The organism is Thermodesulfobacteriota bacterium (assembly GCA_035325995.1).
Lineage (GTDB): Bacteria > Desulfobacterota_D > UBA1144 > Nemesobacterales > UBA2774 > JADLGH01.
The window spans coordinates 17,644-37,972 of record DAOKYU010000003.1 but is presented as its reverse complement, the minus strand read 5'-3'; the positions used below and the strand labels follow the sequence as shown (position 1 = coordinate 37,972).

Annotated in this window: 18 protein-coding genes and 1 tRNA gene; 8 read left to right on the top strand and 11 right to left on the bottom strand. The window is 53.5% G+C overall.

Translation table 11 applies throughout. The features are described from left to right. Window positions 1-29 precede the first annotated feature (29 nt). Window positions 30-1,199 carry a hypothetical protein gene (locus tag PKC29_05000; protein ID HML94768.1) on the bottom strand — a complete coding sequence of 390 codons (1,170 nt, stop codon included), beginning with the start codon at window positions 1,197-1,199 and terminating at the stop codon, window positions 30-32. A 290-nt stretch (window positions 1,200-1,489) separates the two neighbouring features. Here PKC29_05000 and PKC29_04995 point away from each other — a divergent pair, with 290 nt between their 5' ends. From PKC29_04995 to PKC29_04980, 4 genes are all read left to right on the top strand, one after another. Further along, the gene (locus tag PKC29_04995; GenBank protein HML94767.1) at window positions 1,490-2,920 is read left to right on the top strand and encodes an FAD-dependent oxidoreductase; all 1,431 of its coding nucleotides are present in this window, start codon (window positions 1,490-1,492) and stop codon (window positions 2,918-2,920) included. An 88-nt stretch (window positions 2,921-3,008) separates the two neighbouring features. Beyond that, complete coding sequence (locus tag PKC29_04990; GenBank protein HML94766.1) at window positions 3,009-4,385, top strand: glycosyltransferase family 39 protein; 1,377 nt, start codon at window positions 3,009-3,011, stop codon at window positions 4,383-4,385. 21 nt (window positions 4,386-4,406) lie between these two features. Beyond that, window positions 4,407-4,979 carry a hypothetical protein gene (locus PKC29_04985; GenBank protein ID HML94765.1) on the top strand — a complete coding sequence of 191 codons (573 nt, stop codon included), beginning with the start codon at window positions 4,407-4,409 and terminating at the stop codon, window positions 4,977-4,979. 19 nt (window positions 4,980-4,998) lie between these two features. Further along, the gene (locus PKC29_04980) at window positions 4,999-6,576 is read left to right on the top strand and encodes a hypothetical protein (protein ID HML94764.1); all 1,578 of its coding nucleotides are present in this window, start codon (window positions 4,999-5,001) and stop codon (window positions 6,574-6,576) included. Window positions 6,577-6,683: 107 nt separating this feature from the next. Here PKC29_04980 and PKC29_04975 read toward each other — a convergent pair whose 3' ends face one another. After that, complete coding sequence (locus PKC29_04975; GenBank protein ID HML94763.1) at window positions 6,684-7,418, bottom strand: carbonic anhydrase; 735 nt, start codon at window positions 7,416-7,418, stop codon at window positions 6,684-6,686. A 259-nt stretch (window positions 7,419-7,677) separates the two neighbouring features. Between PKC29_04975 and PKC29_04970 the strand changes: the two genes are divergently transcribed. Then, window positions 7,678-8,451 (top strand): hypothetical protein, encoded by a 774-nt coding sequence (locus PKC29_04970; protein HML94762.1) that lies wholly within the window; start codon window positions 7,678-7,680, stop codon window positions 8,449-8,451. Between the two features lie 248 nt (window positions 8,452-8,699). On the opposite strand, the gene PKC29_04965 is transcribed toward PKC29_04970, so the two are convergent. Further along, a complete protein-coding gene (locus PKC29_04965; protein HML94761.1) occupies window positions 8,700-9,341 on the bottom strand; it encodes a hypothetical protein in 642 nt (213 codons plus the stop codon). 731 nt (window positions 9,342-10,072) lie between these two features. On the opposite strand from PKC29_04965, the gene PKC29_04960 reads away from it, so the two are divergent. Continuing rightward, on the top strand, window positions 10,073-11,347 hold the full coding sequence (locus PKC29_04960; protein ID HML94760.1) for a Glu/Leu/Phe/Val dehydrogenase: 1,275 nt from the start codon (window positions 10,073-10,075) through the stop codon (window positions 11,345-11,347). Window positions 11,348-11,574: 227 nt separating this feature from the next. Here PKC29_04960 and PKC29_04955 read toward each other — a convergent pair whose 3' ends face one another. Then, window positions 11,575-12,804 (bottom strand): NnrS family protein, encoded by a 1,230-nt coding sequence (locus PKC29_04955; GenBank protein HML94759.1) that lies wholly within the window; start codon window positions 12,802-12,804, stop codon window positions 11,575-11,577. A 359-nt stretch (window positions 12,805-13,163) separates the two neighbouring features. Next, a tRNA-Glu gene (locus tag PKC29_04950) sits at window positions 13,164-13,241 on the bottom strand. A 156-nt stretch (window positions 13,242-13,397) separates the two neighbouring features. On the opposite strand from PKC29_04950, the gene PKC29_04945 reads away from it, so the two are divergent. Then, a complete protein-coding gene (locus tag PKC29_04945) occupies window positions 13,398-13,964 on the top strand; it encodes a CAP domain-containing protein (protein HML94758.1) in 567 nt (188 codons plus the stop codon). 65 nt (window positions 13,965-14,029) lie between these two features. On the opposite strand, the gene PKC29_04940 is transcribed toward PKC29_04945, so the two are convergent. Together PKC29_04940 and ispE are read right to left on the bottom strand one after the other, a co-directional pair. Next, window positions 14,030-14,554 (bottom strand): gamma carbonic anhydrase family protein, encoded by a 525-nt coding sequence (locus PKC29_04940; GenBank protein HML94757.1) that lies wholly within the window; start codon window positions 14,552-14,554, stop codon window positions 14,030-14,032. A gap of 72 nt (window positions 14,555-14,626) precedes the next feature. Further along, window positions 14,627-15,511 carry a 4-(cytidine 5'-diphospho)-2-C-methyl-D-erythritol kinase gene (gene ispE / locus PKC29_04935; GenBank protein HML94756.1) on the bottom strand — a complete coding sequence of 295 codons (885 nt, stop codon included), beginning with the start codon at window positions 15,509-15,511 and terminating at the stop codon, window positions 14,627-14,629. 494 nt (window positions 15,512-16,005) lie between these two features. Here ispE and PKC29_04930 point away from each other — a divergent pair, with 494 nt between their 5' ends. Beyond that, on the top strand, window positions 16,006-16,728 hold the full coding sequence (locus PKC29_04930; GenBank protein ID HML94755.1) for a hypothetical protein: 723 nt from the start codon (window positions 16,006-16,008) through the stop codon (window positions 16,726-16,728). Window positions 16,729-16,776: 48 nt separating this feature from the next. Here the strand turns inward: PKC29_04930 and PKC29_04925 are convergent, their stop codons facing one another. The 4 genes from PKC29_04925 to egtB are packed head-to-tail and all read right to left on the bottom strand — an operon-like array spanning window position 16,777 to window position 20,262. Next, window positions 16,777-17,412 (bottom strand): hypothetical protein, encoded by a 636-nt coding sequence (locus tag PKC29_04925; GenBank protein HML94754.1) that lies wholly within the window; start codon window positions 17,410-17,412, stop codon window positions 16,777-16,779. Further along, window positions 17,409-17,876 (bottom strand): DUF427 domain-containing protein, encoded by a 468-nt coding sequence (locus PKC29_04920; GenBank protein HML94753.1) that lies wholly within the window; start codon window positions 17,874-17,876, stop codon window positions 17,409-17,411. The genes PKC29_04925 and PKC29_04920 overlap by 4 nt, the downstream gene beginning before the upstream one ends. Before the next feature lie 36 nt (window positions 17,877-17,912). Then, entirely contained in the window at window positions 17,913-18,875 is a 963-nt protein-coding gene (gene egtD, locus PKC29_04915) for an L-histidine N(alpha)-methyltransferase (GenBank protein HML94752.1), read from the bottom strand. A 55-nt stretch (window positions 18,876-18,930) separates the two neighbouring features. Next, complete coding sequence (gene egtB / locus PKC29_04910) at window positions 18,931-20,262, bottom strand: ergothioneine biosynthesis protein EgtB (GenBank protein ID HML94751.1); 1,332 nt, start codon at window positions 20,260-20,262, stop codon at window positions 18,931-18,933. Between the last annotated feature and the right edge of the window lie 67 nt (window positions 20,263-20,329).

The window sequence follows — 20,329 nt, the reverse complement described above, 5'->3', positions numbered from 1 at the left end:
CTGCAGCGAAAAACTCAGCGCTTAGAATATTATCTTCCGCGGGTTGAGTCAATTACCGGCGCGCTGTCCGGATGCGCCTCCGTGCTTTTCCGGCGGTGAAAGACGTTCTCTATCTTCGTGGAGGCCGAAGAATAATATACGAGAAAAGATAGCAGTGACAGCCATACCGCCACCTGCCCGGTTCTGAAGATCGTTCCCAGAGGAGGTTCCAGATGAAGGAAGTAGCCCGGCGACAGGAGCGCGAGCCACGACGTGAAAAGCAGGGCCCCCGCGACGGCTCGTTCGCGCGGAGAAAGCCCGCCCGATCTAAAAATTCTGAAGAGCGCGACGACGGGGATTATTATGAGAAGGTCGTCGTAAAGCCTGTGGTACGTCCAGAGCCGCGCCACTATGGCCGTCACCCCGAGTGCGATCCAAATGTCTACTTTCCTGTTCAGATACAGCCAGAGGGCAAGCGCCGCGAGGAGAGCGAAAGAGGCGGGCAGTATAAAGCCCGAAAGCCCCGCCGCGCCGAGCCACTTGTGAACGTTGCCGTAGCCGCCTATTTCGGCCAGCCTCGACGAGTCCCTTATCCATAGCTCGATGCTCGTCAAAAGACCTTCGCTCCTGAAATGGACGGCGAGGAGAGTGAGCAATATGTATCCCAGGACGGCGAGGGTTACGGGCCTGTAAGCCCTTTCGGATATTAGCGCCACGAGGAAAAAAGGCGCCGACACGGGCAGCTTGATCGCGGAAAATAAAAGGAGAACGGTTATAGCCGCCCCCCTTCGGGCGCCCGGCCTTTCCCGTCCGGGGAGTATCGCCGACAGGACGGCAGGGAGGATAAACAGCGCAAGCTGGCCGTTGCCGACGATAATGCTCGTCGGGTATATGGCGATCAGGAACAGGCCGGCGAAGACGGTTTCCTTCGTTTCACGGAGCCCGGCCCCGGACTTTATTATGTCCAAAAGCCAGAAGAACGAGATTATATAGAAGAGGAGCCAGAGCCACCTCGAAGCTGTGAACGAGAGCCATCCGGTCAGCGGCCAGAGGAGGGGGTACGTCGCGGGCAGGAGGTTATAAACCACGAGGGGCTCGTTACCGAACCAGAGCGCCGTCCACCGGTTTAACATCCTGAGGTCGAGGGCGCCGTTAGCACCGGTGTCCATGAGGAGCCTCCAAAGCTGATACGTCAGCCTCGGGGCGGCAAGAAGGATCATGAATGCGACGGCTCCCCGTAGTAACCCTCTACGGTTCCGGCGGGTCCAGTCTCCCGCCGCAAGGATCCTGTCGTAAAAAGGTGATTTAGCAGGGGATACCATTTGGATGATGGAAGCTCTTGAATAAACGAGCCTTGTTACGACCGCCTTGAAATGAAGCCGCAAACAGGCTTCGGCTCAATATCTTACTATTCGGCGCGGGCAATTCCAATACGTGTAAATAAGATTATAATGATATTTTTGTGAGCGGTGGTTCAGCGCTCGACAATCGACTGCAGGAAAAGGGAGAAATGAAGATTGGTATCATAGGCGCGGGGCCCGCCGGTCTCGCGTGTGCCTACAGGCTCATAACCCGGGAGATTAAATCCGATGTGTACGAAGCCGGCTCTTCCGTCGGCGGCCTCGCCAAATCCATAAGGCTCTGGAATCAAACCGTCGATCTCGGCCCCCACAGGTTTTTCAGCAGCGACAGGCGCGTTAACGAATTATGGCTCGAGGTGGTCGGCAGCGATTATTCGATGGTAGACAGGCTGACGAGGATATTATACAAGGGAAAGCTCTACCGTTACCCCCTCCGCCCCGCAGACGTCGTCGGGAACCTCGGCCTGAGGGAAACGCTCCTCTGTCTTCTAAGCTATTTCAGGGAGTGCGTTACCCCCGGGGCCGGAAGCGGCGGAGACGAGACCTTCGAGAGCTGGGTCGTAAAAAGATTCGGACGCAGGCTTTACGAAATATTCTTCAAGACCTACAGCGAAAAGCTCTGGGGCATTCCGTGCCACGAGCTCGACGCGGACTTCGCCGTCCAGAGGATAAAAAAATTCTCGCTCTCCGAAGCCCTTAAATCGGCCGTCTTCGGGGACAACGGCAAGAAGCATAAAACGCTGGTGGACAGGTTCGCGTATCCACACGGGGGGACGGGGATGGTTTACGAGCGCATGGCGTTCCGCGTCTCGGATAGCGGCGGCGCGGTTTATTTAAATACCCCGGTAAAGAGAGTCGTGAATGACGGGCTCCGGGTGCGCGGGCTAGAGCTCATGGACGGCACCGTAAAAGAATACGATCACGTGGTGTCCACCATGCCCGTTACACAGCTCGTATCCAGGCTCGAAGGGGTGGACGAAGAGGTTAAGGAAGCCGCAAGATCCCTTCGATTCAGAAACACGATACTCGTATACCTGCGCGTTCGTAGCGGCGATCTCTTTCCCGACAACTGGATATACGTTCACTCGCCAGAGCTCAGGTTCGGAAGGCTTACGAACTTCAGGAACTGGTCGTCCTCACTTTACGGGGACGAAGAAGCTTCCATACTGGCCCTCGAATACTGGTGTAACGAGGGCGACGAGATATGGGGCTGGGAGGACGAGAGGCTTGTCGGACTCGCGAAAGAGGAAGTCTCCCGCGCGGGGCTCGTAAAGGCGGACGTAGCTTCGGAGGGATACGTACATCGCATAAGTAAATGCTATCCGGTATACGGTGCGGGATACAAGCGGCTCTTAAAGCCCGTAGAGGATTATCTCGGAAAAATCGAAGGTCTTACGGTCATAGGCCGCTACGGCTCGTTCAAATACAATAACCAGGACCACAGCATACTTATGGGTATACTCGCCGCGGACAACATAGCCCTTGGCGCGGAGAACGACCTCTGGGCCGTGAATACCGATTACGAATATCAGGAGTCGGCGGTCATAACCGAAACCGGCCTCGTCGCCGGGGTCGGCTGAAGCAAGGAGGACTCTCATTCCCGACATCTACGATTATATATTCAGGAGGCCGGTCGAATTCGTCAGCCGGTTCATAGAAAGGGACCGTGTGTGGAATCTCCTTCTCGGGGGGATGCTGGCGGGCATACTCGTCACGCTGGTCGTTTACTCGGCTGCCCAGGGGCTCGACGCCGACGAGGTCGAGCATATGCATACGACCTGGCTGATATCGCAGGGGAAGGAGATTTACGTCGATTTCTTCCAGCATCACCATCCGTTTTTGAGTTATATGCTGGTCCCTGTCGTAAATGCGTTCGGCCCCACGGTCGAGACGATCATGGTGAGCCGCTTCATCATGATAGCCTTCGCGCTCGTGATTCTGCTTCTTACGTGGCTCATCGCCGAGAGGGTTTTCGGGCGGAGGGAGACCGCCGCCGCAAGTGTTATACTCACGGCGACCATAGGCTCATTTTACATGAAGGCGGTCGAGATAAGGCCGGACGTCCCCCAGCTTCTCGCGGGCCTTCTGTCGGTGTATTTCCTTCTGGATTACTACGATAACAGGTCGCTCAGGAATCTCGCGGCAAGCTCGGTATTCCTCGCGGTGTCCTTTCTCTTCCTGCAAAAGGCCATGATCCTCGTCTTCGCCGTAGGCGCCATGCTCCTTTACGGCGGCCTTAAAAAGCGCATAGCGCTCAGGCACGCAGCTCTTTACGGCGCTGTCTTTCTACTCTGCCTCGCGCCGTATTACATATATCTATTCCTGTCGGGCTCGCTCGGAATGTATTTCACGATGAACTGGGTGCTGAACGCCATGATACCCGCGCAGTTCGGGAGGGTGACGTTTTTTCTCGAAACGGTGAGGATAAACGTGCTGACCTTCGTCCTGTACGCGTTCGGCGTCGTAACGCTGGCGAGGGCGCGGACCCATACGCCGTTCCTCGTGCTGGCCGTATCGGTGCCGGTCCTCACGCTCGTCGTCTTCAAGAACGTCTGGCATCAATATCTTCTACTCTCGCTTCCGTTCGTGGGAATAACGGCGGCGTACGCTCTTGATACGGTTTTCAGCCAAAACAGGCTGTTCAAGCTGATTCTGCTCCTCGGGGCGATTTACGTCCCCATGTCGTCCATGCACAACAAGGGCTTTTTCAATATGAATAACGCCTCGCTATCCCGCCAGCTCGGCAGGATCGAATACGTGCTCTCCGTTACGGAAGAGGGCGACAGGGTATATGACGGGGACGTCATCTTCAACGTATTTCGCGACGATATCGATTATTTCTGGTTTTGCATGTTTCCGGCAATGTGTCTCGACACGTACCAAAAACTCACCGGCTACGAGTACGACGTCTACGAATCGATAGCGGAGAAGAAACCGAAGGTTATATCATCCTATAAAATCGAGGACATGAACGACAGCCGCATAGCCGATCACTATGTGGAGTCACCGCTCTATAAAGGGATTTATTTAAGGGTAAGGGAATAACTACGTAGGGGGAAACCGGATTTGTATCGAGACACGGCGCTTTTTGGACTGCTTTTCATTTTGCAGCCGGGATTATTTTTCGTCTTCCACATATTCGCACTGAGGACATTCAGGAATCGAAACCTCCTTTACTGCGCGGCGGCGTCCGCGCTCGCCGCGACGGGCGCAGTGACCCTGGCCGGGTATTTCTTCCTGTCGGAGATGTTTTCGAGCCCGGGCGCCTGGGCCGTATCCCTTGCCGGAAGCGCACTCGCCTCGCTTTTCGCGTGCGGGCTTTACACCTTCCTCGGCCCGGCTACCGCCGACAGGTCGCTTGCGTGCCAGATGCTGGTCGCGCTCAGGGAGAGCCCCGGCGGCAAAGGTACCAGGGACGGGCTTTTCCGCGGATTCAATCCCGACGGCTTTATAGAAAAAAGGATCGGCGAGTGCAGGGAGGAATCCTTGTTGACAGGGGCGGGCGGCGAGCTCGTCCTTACAGAAAAGGGTCGAAAGCTCGCGGACAAGTATATATTCCTTCTAGGGCTCCTCGGATTAAAGGAGAGGGCGGGTTACGTGCAGTATTTCACGACAGATGGAAACAAGGACCGTAAATAATTCCCCGCGTAAGAGATTTATGGCGGGGCTCCGCCTGACTTCGGCGTGGTTGTTCGTGCTTCTGCTGGCCGTGTTTGTCGGCATACCGTCGCTTTATTTCTCTTACGTCCCCATATGGGACGGCTGGCAATTCTCACGGTGTTACCTGACGGCGGCAATTACCGGCTCTCTTTGGTGCTTCGACCACAGCGCATTCGTTCACACGTACCTTTTCGGGCTTACGCAAGAAGCGGCCCCGGGCAATTTTCACTACATTTACGCGGCGAACATAGTCATCGGGGTTTTGGGGCTTCTATGCATGAGGGGGCTCCTCGGCAGGCTCTACAAAGCCTCGCTCTCGCCCGTGAACATAACCCTTATATCGTTCGTTTTCGGGCTCGCGCCCGTGTTCCTCGTCCAGACCATACAGCCGTCGCTCGATTACACACTGCCCATATACCTTACGATGGCGCTTTACTTCCTCTACTCGGGGCGCTTTTTCCCGGCGGCCGTCGCGGGCGTTCTGATGGTGTTCACGAAGGAGTCGGGATTCATGCTCTACGGCGTGAGTGTTTTTCTTTACGTCCCGCTCATGCTTATAAAGGGTTCTCTTGCGTGGAGAAACAAGAAGCGATTCATTTCGGTGATAGGTGTACTGTCGGTGCCTATAGTCTCCTTCGTCGTATACATGTTCGTCACGCCGAAAACCCAGATCGGGGACTCGTGGCTCGAAGGGGTATTGAAGATGCTGAAGTTTTATCTCGTCGATCCGGTTATGGCGGCCCAGCTCGCATCTCTCCTGGCCCTCAACTTCAACTGGATACTCACGGGGATTATCGCCGCGGGCCTGGCCATGCTAGCGGTTAACCGTATAAAGGGCGGGGTAAAACCCGAGGCCGGACTCGGATTTTACGATCGCATTTACTTTTATCTACTCTTTATCCTGTTCGTCTACTTCCTGACGCGTATCCCGATGTGGAACAACCCGCGCTACATGCTCCCCGTATTCCCGGTTCTCGTGATACTGTTTGCCGACTCGCTTGCGATAGTATTCAGAAGGCAGGCCGCGGTTACCGTCGTCCTCGCCGCCGTCCTGACACTGATGACGATCTCTTCCTTCCGGACGGTAGACCCGGTGTCTAAAGTGATCATGGGCACGTTCAGGTTCGGCTCACATAAAATGCTGAATATGGCGGGCTTCGAGGGCGGCACTGCTTATTACGGGAGGGACCAGCTCGTTTACAACTTCGAGTTCACGGAGATTCATTACCTCACCGAAAAGATATACGAGACAATCGGAACGGATAAGATATTCGTCGTTGCCCCGGATGCAACGTGGTCCAATGCCCTGAGCAGTGTTAACGAAAAGACCGGAAAGCGCATGATCTATGGCGAGGGGCTTACAGGCATCAGATTGGCATTCTCCGACGTTCTTATAAAAGGGCGCCGCTTTCCCGAAGAGATTTACTTCATCGCCTACCCCTACATGGAAGAGGCAAACAAAGAGCAGCAGGCCCTGCTGTCGTATGTATACGATACGAAGGAAGTCGTAAGGGTGGAAGACGGCGGATACGCCGTGGAGGTATATCACTACGTCAAAAAGGACGATCTGAGATAGCTCATCGAATACAGGCCGGCGGATTATCCGGTCTTCCGCTGAACGGCCGGATACCCCTGCGTATACTGCGCACGGTTTCAAAATAGCGTAAGCTTATGCAGGAATGCCTATGCGACGATCTTCACCTCCCCCGTGAAGAGGTCGTAGTTGGCGCCCACGATCTTCAGCTTCCCTTCTCTGACCCTGTCGGCCAATACCCGGACCGAGCCGTTCAGCGTATCGACCCCGATGTTCACGTTGGCTACCGTCGCGTTTTCGAGGAGGTCGCCGGGCTCGTCTTTCGCCGCCGCGACGGCGGGCCCTATGGAGTAGACGATATCATCGATCGCGCCGGGGAATTCCGTGCCCTTCTCGACGGCCTCTATCGCACTGGATACAGCCCCGCAGCGGGAGTGTCCGAGGACCATGATGATGTGCGCCCCGAGCGCCAGGGCGCCGTACTCGAGACTGCCGACTATCCCGTAATTGGCGGTGTTGACTATGTTCCCGGCCACGCGGACGACGAATAAATCCCCGAGGCCCTGATCGAATATTATCTCGGGGGCGACCCTGGAATCGGCGCACGCGAGTATCACCGCGAAAGGCGCCTGTCCGCCGGCGACCTGCTCGCGCACCTCGACGGTTCTCCTGGGGCTCTTTTTTAAGGAATTGACCAAACGCTCGTTTCCTGCCATAAGCTTCTTGAGGGCTTCGTCCGGCGTCTTCGGCCTCGGGGTTTCGTCGGCGCGCGCCTCGCCCGCCGTCAGCAAGCCGTCACCATATTTAATAATGGATGCTCCCAGCGCTGCTGTACCGGTAAATTTAACGAAGCTCCTTCTCGAGATAAATTTTGAATCTTGCATTTTCTCCCTCCCCTGGAGCAGGATTTATTGGCAATATACACCCTTTTGGTTCTTATTGGTTCTTAATTGTTAATTATCGGACAGTGCGATTCCGATGAGCTATGAGCTGCGCGGGCCCTGCGGTCTCACGAAATCATTAACAACTTCGCCGGCATAACATTTTCCGTAAAAACGGCGCAATAATAAGGGCAACGTTAATCCGGCGAATGTAGGCATCGCGGTACCAAAGTTATATGTAAAGTGAGGACAGGGAGGAGCCATGAACAAATTTGTTATATCCCTCGTATTAATACTGACCGCGGGCAGCGCCGCCGCGGCGGAGAAAATCACGTTCTGCGTGGTTAACGATTTTATGCAGATAGTGACTTACAGGGGCGACAACGAGGACTGCCTTGAGTTCGAAACGCCGCTCGATGTTATTTTGGGAGAGCAGGGCCCGGCGGGGCCGCGGGGACCGGCAGGACCCCCCGGACCACAGGGACCTCAGGGCCAGCAAGGGCCTCCCAGGCCCCAGGGCGCACAGGGACCGGCGGGACCTCCTGGTCCGCAGGGCCAGCAGGGGGTTCCCGGGCCTCCGGGAGAGCAGGGCGAACAGGGCGAAGAAGGACCCGAGGGACCTGCCGGTCCGGCCGTGCAGATAATCGGCGGCTCGACGGGCGTGCTGACTCTGCTTCCGTTAGAGCAGGTTTTTATCCCGATGTTCTACGGCATGATAGGCGCCGCGTCCGATGTTGAAGTTACCATGCCGGCCTCCGGCGCGGTAACGAATTTGAATGTGCGCACCAGGTCTAACGTGAGCATGGTCATAGGGCACTACGATTTCTTCGTATGGAAGTCCGGATCCGATAGACTGGTCACATGCCAGATCGGGACGGGGCAGAACACCTGCAGCGATACGGTAAACTGTGTGGATTTCGTGGAGGGGGATACGATTGCATTGAGGGCCACGCCCACCAACGTACCTCTTCCCGCGGGGGCGGGCTGGACGGCCGTGTTCCATCCCGAAACGACCTGCGCCGATCTCGGATTCTGACAGACATCAGACGTTATTAACTACGAAAACAATGAGGCCCGGGTGGATACTCCCCGGGCTTTTTTTATTTCTTTTCTTCCGGGATGGAACACGCGCGGAAGGAGCGGACTCTATTGGTTGTGTCCCCGTAATCTTGCGCCACTATTGTGCCCGCACGTGAGGATGTAGCGATACGTTGGCTGCGGAGCGCCGCCGGAAGTGCACGAATTAAACGGAGAAATCGCAGAAACACCTCGCATTCCTGGCGGTCAGAGGGTGTTGCCCTGCGCTTCGAGCTCGGAGAGGAGGGATTCGTAAATGCCGCTCCCCTCGACAGGGTCGATGCTGCCGCAGTCGAGCGGCTCGGAGATGTTGAAGAAGGCGACCTGGTTGTAGAGGAGCAGCATGCCGTTTTCGAACTGCTGTGGGGCGTTCACACGGCCCGGCCCGTCTATAAACGTGAATTCGGAGCCGTTCCGGAGCCTGAGGCAAGCGCTGGCGAAGCTCTCGGCGGTTTCGTCGAACGCCCCGTCCATGTCGTAATCCACCGACGCCGAGAAGAGCTCGCACGAAGTTCCTGCCCCTGTCGGAATCCCCCTGAAGCCGAATATGGATGAACCGTCGTTTACGATGACGAACACCGTAGAGCCGTCTGAAAAGAGCCTGGTGTCGAGTGTGCTCCCGGTCTGCGTGAAGGAATAGAACTCTTCCGTCGTTCCGTCGACGTAGGGGGTGTCCAGCGCGGGTGAATTACAGGCGCCGGGCCGGGGGGTCGGCTGGGGAGTCGGTGTAGGCGCGGGCGTAGGCTGAGGGCCGCCTCCGGACCCTCCGCATCCTCCGTACATCGACAACAGGATCAACGGGGTAAGGAGATAAATTAATATTATTTTCGCTGCTTTCATCCTCTTCATGCTGCCTCCGGCATTCTGTCCATTAAATATACGTCCGAATTCCGGAATCGTGATATTTTAATGGAAGACTTTTCGGACACATGCTGCTTGTCTACTGAAGCGATGCTCTGCCTCTGGAACCGATGAAAAGAATGTTATAAGGACGCAAACATTTGGAATGAAAATACGGTGGGGGATTTTTATAGCTACAGACGGTATCTGGGTAGCCCCTACGGGATTTGAACCAGTATTTTAGTAGCCTTGAGAGGGCGATTTAATGTGTGTTCTCAACCGGACCGATTGGACGATGGAAGGTAATAATGGAGCGGCCGGGATTCCCGGTATGCACCCGGCGCGCTTCGTTTTCGCATGAGAAAATCAGGAATTCATAGGTCCTATGTAAGCTCTCGCCGGTTCTTGATTTTACTTGGAATGGCGGCGTGTCCTTCATTCAAAAGAACAAAACCTTGTCCAAACCAACCTGTCCCCTATAATACTATTTATAGGCCGGATTCCTGGCGAAAGATACCTATGCACTAAATGTCTACGAAACAGCCGAAAGGTACTACATTCCGGAACAGCCAATAGGGCATTTCGTGAGTATTCCTTTACAACACGTAGTAATGGTTACATTACATGTTCGATTTCACTAACTTAGGCGTCGTGAGGGAATAGTTGTGAAACGTTTAATGAGCAAGCTCAAAATTTACTCGGTTTCAGGTTTGAGACATTAAAAAGTAGCGGGGGAATTAATGGACACAAAGTTTAAAAGGCTAATGGAAGCTTTAAGCCACACTAGGATTTCGGATGATACCGTGGAACGCCTGAAATATCCCAAATCGAGTTTAAAGGTTTCTATACCCGTGCGTATGGATAATGGGGATTTGAAGAATTTTCAAGGGTATCGAGTAATTTACAATAATTCCAGAGGGCCGGCGAAAGGGGGGATCAGATTCCACCCTGATGTTTCGATCGAGGAAGTCGAGCTGCTTGCCTATTTGATGACTTTAAAATGTGCTGTTTTAAACTTGCCTTTTGGTGGAGGGAAGGGGGGCGTAACGGTAGACCCGAAGAGCATTTCAAAATTCGAACTGGAGAGATTAAGCCGCGGCTATATAAACGCAGTGGCTGATTTTATCGGTCCGGATGTAGATGTACCGGCGCCGGATGTTTACACAAACCAGATGATTATGGGCTGGATGATGGATCAATATAGCATAATCCACAGGAAAATTACTCCGGCCGTTATCACCGGAAAACCTTTGAGCATGGGGGGTAGCGTTGGACGGGATACCGCTACGGCGATGGGGTCGTTTTTTGTTATTCAAACCCTGATGAAAGAACAAAACTGCAAAAAGGATTCGTTAACGGTTGCAATCCAGGGATTTGGGAATGCCGGCTCGATTTTGGCTGAATTATTGTTTAAAGCAGGTTACAAAATTGTCGCGGTCAGTGATTCAAAAGGAGCCATATACTCGGAGAGCGGCCTGGATATTCCTAGTGTTAGAAAATATAAAAATGCAACTCGTGATCTTAAGTCCGTTTACTGTGAAGATTCCGTTTGCAATATCCTTGAGCATCAAACGCTAAACAACGAAGAATTGCTGGCGCTGGATGTTGATATGCTTATTCCGGCGGCTTTAGAAAATCAGATTACCGAAGCCAACGCCAATGCAGTAAAAGCAAAATACGTTTTTGAAGTGGCGAACGGGCCAATCGCTTCCGGCGCTGATGAGATACTAGAGGAAAACGGGGTAATTATCATTCCCGATATATTAGCCAACGCCGGGGGCGTAACGGTGAGTTATTTTGAATGGATACAAAACCGAACCGGGCACTACTGGACACTGGGGAAAGTAAACAAGCGTTTGAAACAAAAGATGGTGCAGGAAACAAAGAACGTGTTGGAAGTTTCACAACGAGAATCGGTTTCTATTAGAACCGCTGCTTATATTCATGCACTAAACCGGCTTGAAGAAGCGGTGAATGCGGGAGGAACGAAAAGCTTCTATACAGACAGTATCTAGCAATGCCGATAAAAAACTTTAGGGATTTAGTTCTCCCGGGGTATATTCAAACCGATCTGCTAATTCCCATGAGGTTAAAACAATTTTGAAATATTAAGCCGCTTATGCATCTCTTTTTTTGCGAATTGCCAAACAGGCGTCTATTTACGGGGAGCTCGGCATGCGGATTCATCGGCTGTCCAATATAGCGGCATAGCGGCGACGTAGTTTTCCGCAGCATTCGAAATTCACATCTTCGTCTCGATTCTGGGTTCCAGTAGCATTGGCAGGAAGGTTATCGCAAAGGCAAGGAATGATAGAATCCACAGAGTTTGTGAAATAGCGATCCAGAGCGAGTAGTTGCCGCTGTCGAGTATAGGAAAGAAGACTCTTACGACAGCTCCCCCGAGCATGACTATAAAAATCCAGAATGCAATCTTCGGCGGCACAAGCAGGTTCCTCCCCGTATGCCCCAGTATAAAGTGACACATAAATCCGATTGTCATCATGCCGATCGCGCCATACGTGAAGCTGTGAACCACTATTAAGTCGGATATATTGAAATACGAAGAAAGGAATTGAAGACCGAACCCGATGACAATCCAGGTGTAAGCAACGAACAAGACCCAGAGCGTCGGTTTCTCCCATATCCTGTTCGAGTACCATCCATACAATCTGACTGTATAAATCAAAGCGAGTAATCCTGAAACGATCGGTAAAAGTCTTACATTCGTAAAAAAGACCTTCAAGATGAAAAATACAACGAAGAAGAAAAGGCTCAGAGTATCGATGATCCTCCAATTCCTGGGCTCGAACCTGAAATCGAGTCCACTCCTTATGAATAGAGGAATCATCATTCGCCCCATGAATAGAATTAAGGATATGACCAGAAATAAAGCCGAGTATGTACCCCAGTACTGACCGTATGACAACACACCAAACACGCCGAGGTAGAATACGACGTTGCTCACGGTTAAGAGGGCCAAGTGAAAACCAAGCCCTGCTTTTTTCCGATCTTTCCCTTTCATTATCGGATACGATATTCTTATGGTTAGAATCAGAATGAACAGGCAGTCGAGGAAAGCCCCTATCTTCCATGAAATATCGGTAATTAATGTCAGCGAGATGAAAATTCTTGCGAGTATCCAGATAATTATTAATAAAATAAGAGCAGATTCCTTGCTTATGATCGCACCAAATCTGTATTTCTCTATCGTTAAAATGAAACCTGCTATTACCGCAACTGCATAACCAAACAGCATCTCATGCGCGTGCCATATAGTGGGCGCCACTTTTTCAAAATTCAGTTTGAGATTGAATGTATATATAGCCGTCCACAATGTCATATAGAACAAAGATGACACCATAGCCAAGATAAAAAACGACCTGAAGGCAGATTCGAATATCGAGAAATTCTTGTCAGTGTTTGTAGTTATTTGTCTCAGCCTGACATGTGTTAATACTGAGCGGGTGCTCACTCAATATCTTACATATTGGACTTTGCTTGTAAAGTCTCAGGATTCAATCCATCCGCACGCTTCAGCCGGTAACCCTCTCCCCGAGGACCGGGCCGGTTAGAAGTAGAGGAATCCGGCAAAATAACTTATTCAAACAGGAGGTATTTCGCCATGAAGAGGACCAGGTTTAGCGGGGAGCGGACAGCGTATGCGCCCAGGCAGCCGAGACCGGGACGAAGGCATCGGGGAGAGGTACTCTCGCCCTCAAGAGAGCGTCGTCAGGGCAACAGAGATTTAGGGAATTTTGACTCGATTAGGGACCATCCGAGTGATCACGAAAAGGAGTCGCCGGAGAAACCGCTGTAACTCCCTCTGACTATTGGTAGCCCCTACGGGATTTGAACCCGTGTTTTAGCCTTGAGAGGGCTACGTCCTGGACCAGGCTAGACGAAGGGGCCACATTCAAGAGGACAACTAATCTATCATAAGATTACACGAAATCAAAAATCCGGCTATAAATCCGGCGGGTGAAGGGAGAAAAATCCCCGGCGGGAGGTATAATTAGATAACTCCGGGCCGGTTACCGCTCGAAAGCCGTTCCCGGCGGATGTATATTGCGGGAGAGGAGGATTTCCATCAGAAAATCATTCACGATAAACGCTATCCTGGTTCTTTTTATTATCATGCTTGCCTCGTGTGACAGCACCGGCGGAGGCGGCGGCGGGGGCTCGGACCCCGGGAACGATCCTCCCCCGGACGAAATCGAAGCGACCATGCTTTTCCTGGTTAACGAGGCGCGCTCGGAGGACAGGTTCTGCGGCGACGATTTCTTTCCCGCAGCGCCGCCCGTAACGTGGGACGACAGGATAGAGGCGTCAGCGCTTTCGCATTCCATAGACATGGTGGAGAATCAGTACTTCGATCACATCGGCACGGACGGCTCGAACGCCGGGGACAGGCTCATCGCGGAAGGCTACCAGCCCGCCGCGTGGGGCGAGAATATACTCGTCGGCCTCGAAAACAGCTCGGTCGTAATTCAGAACTGGATAGATTCACCGGGCCACTGCGACGTCATCATGCACCCCGACCTCCGCGAGCTGGGTGTAGGCATGGCGAGGGGTAATTATCAGGGCCGCTCGACGCTCTACTGGACGCTCGTCATGGCCACCGAACGCAGGTAGGCGGCGTATCGACGATCGGCTGCGCAAAGCGGAGCGTCTCCCAGCGGCCACGTATATGAGCGGGATTAATCTTCTCTCTTGAGCTCTTTTTTAAAGCGCTTGAAGTTGGCGACGTAGTGCTCCGCCGAGAACCTGAGGCCTTCTATCTCCTCGGGGGTGACTTCTCTCACGACCTTTCCGGGGGAGCCCATGACCATCGAATTGTCGGGTATATCCTTTCCCTGTGTTATGAGGCAGTTCGCGCCGATTATGCAGTTCTTCCCGATACGAGCGTTGTTGAGCACGACGGCGTTTATCCCGATTAGGCTGTTGTCGCCGATCGTGCATCCGTGGAGCATGACCTTGTGGCCGACGGTGACGCCTTTACCGACGGTCGTCGGGACGCCGTCGTCGGTGTGGATAACGACGCCGTCCTGGATGTTGGTGTCCTCGTAAATGGTTATCGGGTCGTTGTCGCCTCTCACTACGGCGTTAAACCATATGCTTACGTTATTGTGAAGCACGACAGAGCCTATGACGACGGCGCTGTCGGCTATGTAGAAATCATCGCCTTTTATTTCGACCTTTCTGTCTCCGAGGGAGTAAATCACGGGCGGTCCTCCTTGATGCGGTTGCAATAGCTCTATTCTACACAATCCCCGGAATTCCGGGCGTGGGCGGGGTCAGATAAGCCTGTGCCTTCCCTTTATCCCCTTCACCATGAAGACCCTGAACGTCGGGCTGGTTTTGAGGTACTCGTAGAGCACCTGGGCCTTGGCCTCGTCCTTGAAGACGGCGAATACCGCCCCGCCGCTCCCCGTCATCCTGACGTCTTTCGCGTCGAGCGACGAGAGTATCTCCCTGAACGCCTTTATCTCGGGATAGAGCTCGTCCGCGGGGGCTTCGAGGTCGTTTCTGAGGGAAAAGCCTTCTTCGAGATTCTTGAACGTTTCGATGGTTTTCCCGATGTCGGCGTCCTCGCGCGCCTCGCCGCCCTTGCCTTCGTGCAGCTCGTCCCATTTTCTGTACACCATGGCCGTCGAGACGTTGACGTTCGGGCAGAGTATGACGTAGTAAAAGAGCGGAAAGCCCCGGAGTGGCGTCAGCTTCTCGCCGATGCCTTCGACGAGCGCCGTCATCGGACGTATGAAGAGGGGCACGTCCGCCCCGAGGACGGGGGACATCTGGATAAGCTCGTCGTCCGTAAACGCGCCGTACATTTTGTTGAGCCCGGTGAGCACGGCGGCCGCGTTGCCGCTACCGCCCCCGAGCCCCGAGCCGGCCGGGATTTTTTTCCTGAGCTCTATCTTTACCCCGGCGTCGACGCCGCTTTCCTTGAAGTAGAGCGCCGCCGCCTTCCAGGCCAGGTTGTCCTCGCCGGAGGGGACCTCCATGCCGCTCGCGGAGAGCTCTATGTCTTCTCCGCGGGCGGGCTCGAGCCTAACCTCGTCGAAAAGGTCTATCGGCTGTACTATGGACCTTATTTCGTGGTAGCCGTCCTCGCGGCGCCGGAGGACTTCGAGTGTCAGGTTTATTTTTGCAGGAGAGAGCAGGGTGAGTGAATTCATTGGCATTTTACCCCTGAAAACAATGTAATCGATGCTGAGGAATTATCAATCGCCGGGTCCGCCAAGCCGTAATATCGCCTGTTTCGACTGCATGCCGAAATTCCTTTTTATGAAAATCTTAATGAATTATCGTTCAAAAACGACATATTTATTATAAAAAAGATGACATTTGTCGTGGGAAATATCGCAATGATTGTAGCGTGTTATCGGAAAATTGGATAGTCCCTTTACAAATCGGATAAATTATGCGAAATAATCCCTTGACATTTAAAGTGCAATACTTTACTTTTATAACTAAAGTTAAACGGCATACTTAAAAATCATCCTCCATCCTCCTTTAAGAGAACGGGAGTATTTCTTAACTGAGAAATACTCCCGTTTTTCTGTTTTCAGCCCGTTTTGAAGTGCAGTCCCGTATAACCCCTGACCCGCATGTTCCGGTATATTTTAATGATGGCATACCGTTCGTGTCATTCCCGTGGGGTATACACAAAATGAATCCGAACCGAATCTTCTTCAGGCTGACGGCGCTGGTGCTTTTACTGTTCGTGTCCGGGTGCGTTTTCACGAGGCTTTACAAGGTGCAGAATCAGTTCCGGGATTTCGACCGCAATTTCGAGCTGGGCGACGAAGGCGGACTCACGCTCACATTCCTTAATCCCGTTCTCGAATCGGACGACATAATATGGCTCATGAAGAACGGCCCCACGACGAAGAGGGAAGGGGAGGAATCCGAGCTCTGGACCTACATACTGAAAAAGCAGCATATCTCGGCCGACGACGAAAACGGCGAGTTCGACATCCCGCTCCTTATGACGATGGAGGAGGGAATGCTGACGGAGGTCGTGTTTCCGGAGCGTTTTCTGAAATACCTATCCGTCCCGGTTTTAAAGAGGATGTTCGCCTCGATGGGAAACGCCGAGGTGAACAAGTTCAGCAAAAGCGCGAGCACGGAGTTCAGGGGAGCCGGCCCCGACGAGATCCCGAAGCTCGAATACATAACCGAGACACTCGGGAAGCCGTACAAGATCGAAGAGTCGGGGGAGACGTTTAAGTACACTTACCTTTATTACCTGGACAACGCGGGGCCCGAAGCTGGCGCGAGCGGCTTCGAATTCAAGACGGAATTTGTTTTCGAAAACACAAACGACGCACTCAAAAAGGCCAAGGTGACGATAAGGGGGCTCAGCATGGCGCTCGACTTCAGCTCGTATTGAAGAGGCGCCGCACACCCGGTATCGCTTCGAAGTCCATTAGTAACTCGCTCAATCGAATTGTGGATTATCCGAGAATTTTTTTGTTTCCTCTGCGGCTTCAAACATTAAACTACTTCCCTGAGACATGTATTTTGTTGCAGTATTAATGTCTATTGTATCGCGCGAAGTGCAGAAACGGTTGAAGTAGCCTAGGGAAGTGATGAATTTATTCATCGCGGTAACAAGCTTATCGTGAACTTTATTTAACCCGGCGGGCGGTCTCAGGCCTTGATAATAGGTTAATGTGCTTTTGAAAAAATCCTCATGAAAATTAATGATTGCTTTACAGTTTGTGCTGTCAAGCTGCGCGATTTCCTGGGATATCTCGGATAGAGACATGAGAAGATGGCTTAAGCTGTTAGCCGTGGGCGCGACGCTGTTGGCGTAGTCGATATATTCCTGCTCGTTTGCCGCCGATGTGGGAAATGCCGCCGCAAGCAGGATGAGTGTAAGAAAGACTGCCGGTATCGATCCGTGAATTGTCCGGCCGGTACGAAATTCAACTGGTTGTTGCCGCATCTGTTTAATATATAACATATTGAAATCGATATTAACAGGCTGCGGGAGCGGCGTCCGCCCGGGGGGCGAGGATGCTGAAACAAAGGAAGCGGATTCGACGATTGCACGGCGCAGGCGGGGTTTCAATTACCGCCGCGCGCGTCCAGTATTCCGGGGATTAGCCAGCCGCCTGTTTCGGGGGGATGGCGTTCGACGAGCTCGCCGTCGACGTAGCACGCCTGCATGGGCTCGGAATAAAAAGCAATGTAGCCACTTATATCCCCATAGCCCGGTTTCGGATCCTCGTAAGACCAGGCCGAGTGCACGGCTTCCGCGTCGTGAACCCGGACGTTATAGTAGGAGGCCTCGCCCTTCCACTTGCAGTGAGAGGTCTTCCCGCTCTTCGAGAGGTATTTCATCTCTACGTCTTCGGCGGGAATGTAGTACACGGGCGGGAGTCCCTTTTCCAGGACCCTCTTTACCTCGGAGGAATCGGCGATGAGTACGTCGTTGAAGAATATCTCCACGTGTACGGGCGTCTCTTCGACGCGCGGCGTCTCCGGATAATCCAGGACGGACTCGCGTCCGCCTTCTTTCCTTTCCTCGTTCATAGGCTTTTCAACAGCTCCGAGTTCTGTTCGGAAGATTTAGAGAACTGTAAGGTACTGGACGCTGAACTTCATGTCGACGTCCGTCCAGACCTCTTCTACGGCGAAGGAATCGGAGACGAGCTCCTTAAACCCCTTGAGCGTGTACTTGTAGGAATATTCCGTGAGTATGGTCTCGCCCTTTTTCACGCCGAAAACGGAGCCGTTCACGTGCACCATCTGGTCGGCGAGGCTTTTTAAGTGCATCTCAATCCGGTTCTTGGACGCATCGTAATGGGCGTGGTGCTCCCATTTGCCGAGGTTAAAATCCGTTCCGATCTCGCGGTTGAGTCTCTTGAGTATGTTGAGATTGAATTTCGCGGTGACGCCCTTGCCGTCGTTATACGCCCTTTCGAGGATCCCTTTGTCCTTGACGAGATCGACGCCAATAAGAAGCCCGCTTCCCTTTCCGCTCCACCTGGCGATGTTCTTCATGAAGCGCCTCGCCGCCGGCGGGGAGAAGTTGCCGATAGTAGAGCCCGGATAATATACGACCTTACGCGAATAGGGGAAATCGAAGTCGGGGAACTTGATGAGCCGGGTGTAGTCGGCGTAGACGGGTTTTATCCTGAGGTCGGGATAATCGTTGGCGAGCGACTTTACCGAATCTACCAGGTGCTCTTCGGATATATCTATCGGCACGTATCCGGAGGGGTTCTTAAGGTTATCCAGAAGGAGCCTGATTTTCCTGCTGCTCCCGCTCCCGAGCTCAATAAGAAGGCTGTTTTTGCCGATCGTATTCGCGATCGCGCCTATATTGTCCCGCATTATCGCACGCTCGGTACGGGTGAGGTAATACTCGTCGAGCGTGCAAATCTCGTCGAAGAGAGAAGAGCCCTCCTTGTCGTAGAAGAGCTTGCAGGGGAGCTGCTTCTGCCTGGATTCGAAACCCTCCACCACCTCGTCAATGAGGGCCTCGACTTCCGGCTCGTATTTTTCGACTCTGAGTAGGTTCTTGTTCATAGCCCTGTATACGTAAGATGGAGAAAAACCCGTTCGGGATTCTCCGCCTCTATAATTATACGTCGTCCGAGGCCAGTCTTATACCCATGAACTGCCATCTCGCGTCGGGCGGGAAGAAATTCCTGTACGTCTTTCTTATATGCGTCCCGGACGTCGCGCACGAGCCGCCCCGGAGGACGAGCTGGTTACACATGAACTTTCCGTTATATTCTCCGAGTGCGCCGGGGAGCGTTTTGAACCCGGGATAGGACGCATATGCGCTCTGCGTCCACTCCCAGACGTCGCCGTACATCTGGATGAGCGGGCCCTTGCCCGGGGCGCTTGCAGGGACGGGATGAAACGCCTTTTCCTCGACGAAATTCCCCTCGATGGGGACGCCGTCCGCGGCGACTTCCCATTCGGCTTCCGTCGGGAGCCTCGCGCCGGCCCACCTGGCGAAGGCGTCGGCCTCGAAGTATGAAACGTGGCAGACGGGCTCGTCGGGGTCGACGTCGCGCATGCCGGAGAGAGTGAAATAACGCCATTTATCCCCATCACTTTCCCAGTAGAACGGCGCATTCCACCCGGTGGACTGGATCTTCGCCCAGCCCTCGGAGAGCCATAGCGCGCCGTTCCCGTAGCCGCCGTCCTCCATGAATTCCATGTATTCGCGGTTGGTGACGAGCCTCGAGTTTATTTTGAAAGGCTCGAGATATACCTTGTGGGACGGGTATTCGTTGTCGTAGCCGAAGCCGCCGTCCTCGCGGCCTATGGTGTGGATACCGCCGTCGAACGGGACCCATTTGTTCGGGACGTCCGTTCGGGGGCCCTTTCTCTCGGCGCCGCCGGAGTAAACCGGGCGGAGCGGGTTTTCGGAGAACACGTGCTTGATGTCGGTGACTATGAGCTCCTGGTGCTGCTGCTCGTGGTGTATTCCTATCTCGATGGAGGGCGCGAGCTCCTTCCATGCCTTCTCGTTCGCCCCGGAGAAAAAGCGCATCATGTGCTCGTCCACGTGACGCCTGTAGTCGAGCGTTTCCCGGACGGTGGGCCGCGATATCAGCCCGCGCTTGGGGCGGAGATGCCTTTCCCCCGCCTGTATGTAGTATGAATTGAAAAGGTATGCGTACTGCGGGCTCGGCGATTTATACCCCTTGACCGCCTTCGACAGTACGAAGGTCTCGAAGAACCAGCTCGTGTGCGCGAGGTGCCATTTCGTCGGGCTCGCGTCGGGCATCGACTGTATGACGAAGTCCTCGGTTTCGAGCGGGGCCGACAGGAAGAGCGAGAAATCCCTCACTGCCCTGTAGCTTTCCCTAAGGTAATCCCTCTCCGGAATGCCTGCTTTGTCGTATCTTCTTTTCTCTTCGGGGCTTTCCTGCCTGCGGATTTTGGTTTTTGCTTCCATAGCGGTTCTCCTTTTGGTTGCCGCGCCGCGCCGGGGCGGGCGGCGGATTCGGGCAAAAGGCATAAAA

What these genes read in the sequence shown, in the direction of transcription:
- PKC29_04995 (HML94767.1), top strand. Translation starts at nt 1,490, where the DNA reads ATGAAGATTGGTATCATAGGCGCGGGGCCCGCCGGTCTCGCGTGTGCC.
- PKC29_04965 (HML94761.1), bottom strand. Translation starts at nt 9,341, where the DNA reads ATGAAGAGGATGAAAGCAGCGAAAATAATATTAATTTATCTCCTTACC.
- egtB (HML94751.1), bottom strand. Translation starts at nt 20,262, where the DNA reads ATGGAAGCAAAAACCAAAATCCGCAGGCAGGAAAGCCCCGAAGAGAAA.
- PKC29_04920 (HML94753.1), bottom strand. Translation starts at nt 17,876, where the DNA reads ATGAACGAGGAAAGGAAAGAAGGCGGACGCGAGTCCGTCCTGGATTAT.
- PKC29_04980 (HML94764.1), top strand. Translation starts at nt 4,999, where the DNA reads ATGGCGGGGCTCCGCCTGACTTCGGCGTGGTTGTTCGTGCTTCTGCTG.
- PKC29_04930 (HML94755.1), top strand. Translation starts at nt 16,006, where the DNA reads ATGAATCCGAACCGAATCTTCTTCAGGCTGACGGCGCTGGTGCTTTTA.
- PKC29_04960 (HML94760.1), top strand. Translation starts at nt 10,073, where the DNA reads ATGGACACAAAGTTTAAAAGGCTAATGGAAGCTTTAAGCCACACTAGG.
- egtD (HML94752.1), bottom strand. Translation starts at nt 18,875, where the DNA reads ATGAACAAGAACCTACTCAGAGTCGAAAAATACGAGCCGGAAGTCGAG.
- ispE (HML94756.1), bottom strand. Translation starts at nt 15,511, where the DNA reads ATGAATTCACTCACCCTGCTCTCTCCTGCAAAAATAAACCTGACACTC.
- PKC29_04975 (HML94763.1), bottom strand. Translation starts at nt 7,418, where the DNA reads ATGCAAGATTCAAAATTTATCTCGAGAAGGAGCTTCGTTAAATTTACC.
- PKC29_04970 (HML94762.1), top strand. Translation starts at nt 7,678, where the DNA reads ATGAACAAATTTGTTATATCCCTCGTATTAATACTGACCGCGGGCAGC.
- PKC29_05000 (HML94768.1), bottom strand. Translation starts at nt 1,199, where the DNA reads ATGATCCTTCTTGCCGCCCCGAGGCTGACGTATCAGCTTTGGAGGCTC.